This is a genomic window from Spirillospora sp. NPDC049652 (assembly GCF_040675125.1).
Lineage (GTDB): Bacteria > Actinomycetota > Actinomycetes > Streptosporangiales > Streptosporangiaceae > Spirillospora.
Genome location: NZ_JBFAOF010001084.1, coordinates 1 through 2,222, shown reverse-complemented (window position 1 = coordinate 2,222; position 2,222 = coordinate 1). Strand labels below are relative to the sequence as shown.

At 74.4% G+C, this 2,222-nt stretch carries 3 protein-coding genes; 2 read left to right on the top strand and 1 reads right to left on the bottom strand.

The window, feature by feature from the left end; genetic code table 11:
- Positions 1–365, top strand: a 365-nt coding sequence (locus tag AB0J52_RS37175; protein WP_500187626.1) for a P-loop NTPase family protein, incomplete at its 5' end; no start/stop codon positions are given.
- A gap of 48 nt (positions 366–413) precedes the next feature.
- Here the strand turns inward: AB0J52_RS37175 and AB0J52_RS37170 are convergent.
- Positions 414–1,214: a class I SAM-dependent methyltransferase gene (locus AB0J52_RS37170; protein WP_500187624.1), complete on the bottom strand. Its 801-nt coding sequence runs from the start codon at positions 1,212–1,214 to the stop codon at positions 414–416.
- Positions 1,215–1,376: 162 nt separating this feature from the next.
- Between AB0J52_RS37170 and AB0J52_RS37165 the strand changes: the two genes are divergently transcribed.
- The gene (locus AB0J52_RS37165; RefSeq protein WP_500187622.1) at positions 1,377–2,024 is read left to right on the top strand and encodes a TetR/AcrR family transcriptional regulator; all 648 of its coding nucleotides are present in this window, start codon (positions 1,377–1,379) and stop codon (positions 2,022–2,024) included.
- Positions 2,025–2,222: the final 198 nt, after the last annotated feature.

Genomic DNA, 2,222 nt, shown 5'->3' with positions numbered 1-2,222 from the left:
AGACCGCCGACGCGCTGCTCGCGCGGCTCGGCATCGCCGCGTTCGCCGCGCACCGGACCGACGCCCTGCCGCCCGAGGTCGCGCGGCTCGCCGAGCTGGCGGCCGCGCTCACGGCGCGGCCGCGGGCGCTGGTGCTGGACGAGCCGTCATCCGGGCTCGGCGAGGCGGCCGCCCGCTCCCTGGAGGTGCTGCTGCGCGACCTCGCCGCCGAGGGCCTCGCCGTCGTCCTGGTCGAACGGGAACTGGAGCGGGTGCTCGGCGTCTGCGACACCGTCCACGTGCTGGCCGGGGGACGCCTCGTCGCGTGCGGGCCACCGGTCGAGGTCCGCCGCGACCGGTTCGTCCGGACGGCGTGCGCCGGCTGACCGGGCCGGGTCAGCCGGCGCGGATCAGGCGCGCGGATCAGGCGCGGGTCAGGCGCGGGTCGCGCGCAGGGAGTACATCATGGGGACGCGCGGGCGCCCCTCGGGCTGCCGGTACCTCTGGCCGTGCTTCTCCAGGTTCGCGTGCCGGGCGAAGAGGGTGTGGTCGTGCTCGTGCAGGAACTCCAGGCGCAGCCCGGCGGCGATGACGGCGCTGACCACGTCGCCGATGCCGTGCGTGAACGAGATCGACCGGTTGTTGCGGGTCGCGGCGGCGCGGTCGGTGTAGGTGCCGGGCTCGTTCCACTCCTGGGGTTCCCGGTCGAAGTAGTCGTACGTGACGGTCGTGCCGGTCTCGTCGTCCAGGACGTCCGCGAACGGGTGGAACTCGGAGAGGTAGAGGAACCCGCCGGGGTTGAGCAGCCCGGCGACCGTCGAGGCCCACCGGCCGAGGTCGGGCAGCCAGCACAGCGCGCCGAGCCCGGTGTAGACGATGTCGTAGGTCGTGCCGAGCGCCTCGCGCGCGGCGTAGACGTCGGAGACGACGAACCGGGCGTCGATCCCGGTCTCGGCCGCGATGCCGCGCGCGGCGTCGATCGCGGGCGCGGAGAAGTCCAGCCCGGTGACGGTCGCGCCGTGCCGCGCCCAGGAGAGCGTGTCGAGGCCGAAGTGGCACTGCAGGTGCGCGAGCGTCCGCCCGGAGACGTCCCCGACCTCGGCGAGCTCGAAGTCGCGGAGCGCGTCCGAGCCCGCGCGGAACCCAGCCACGTCGTAGAACTCGCTGCCGACATGGATCGGGACCCGCTCGTCCCAGAGTTCGCGGTTGACGTCCAGGTACTCGTCGCTCTTCACGCCGGCGATCATAATGAGCACCGGTTCTTGACAGCGAGCGGGTTTCCGTGAGGCCATGCGTGCATCACCGTCCGTCGCCGTCCGAGTCCGTCCCCACGCCGCCGCCGGCTCAGCTCCCGCCTTGTCCGCCGCGCTTCGCCGCCCTCGATCCCGGAGCCGTCGATGACTCCGTCCGACCCCGCCGTTCCGCCCGTCCCGGCCGTCCCCGGGGGCCGTGCCGTGGGCGACCGGCCGAGCCCGGTGCGTGAGGCGCTGCTCGACGCCGCCGCCGAACTGCTCGTCCAGCACGGCTACAAGGGGTTGCGCATGAGGGACGTGGCCCAGGCCGCCGGGGTGAGCCGGCAGACCGTCTACAACGAGTTCGGCGACAAGTGGGGGCTCGCGCAGGCGGTGGTGCTGCGCGACAACGAGCGCTACCTGGACGGCATCGACCGGGTGCTCGCCGACCACGACGACCTGTACGCGGCGGTCGCGGCGGCGGTCCGGTTCACCCTGCTCACCTCGGCGGACGACCCGCTGAAGAAGGTGGTGCTGACCGGGGCGGGCGGGGACGAGCTGCTGCCGCTGCTGACCACGCAGGCCGAGCCGGTGCTGTTCACCGCGTCCGCGCGGATCGTCGAGCACGCCCTGGACCGCTGGCCGCACCTGGACCGCGAGGCGTTCGCCGAGATCACCGAGGCCGCCGTGCGGCTGACCATGAGCCACCTGATCCTCTCCGAGTCCCCGCCCGAGCGGGTCGCGGGGTTCGTCGCCCGGATGGTCGTCCGCTACCTCGGCCTCCCCGAGCCGGAGGCCGGCGGCCCGGAGTAGGGCGCCGGAGGGCTTCCGGGGCCCGGCCCCGCTCGACGTCCGGCGGACGGTCCGGGAGCATGAGGGGCCGGACGAGGGAGGCGTGATGGACTCCGAACGCGCGGCCGCGGGCCTGCCGGAGATCAGGGTGCCGAGCGGGGACGTGATGCGGGCGGTGTCCGGGCACGCCGACGTCCGGCGGGTGCTGGCGGACCCGCG

Coding starts and splice junctions, on each gene's coding strand:
- AB0J52_RS37165 (WP_500187622.1), top strand. CDS start 1,377: ATGACTCCGTCCGACCCCGCCGTTCCGCCCGTCCCGGCCGTCCCCGGG.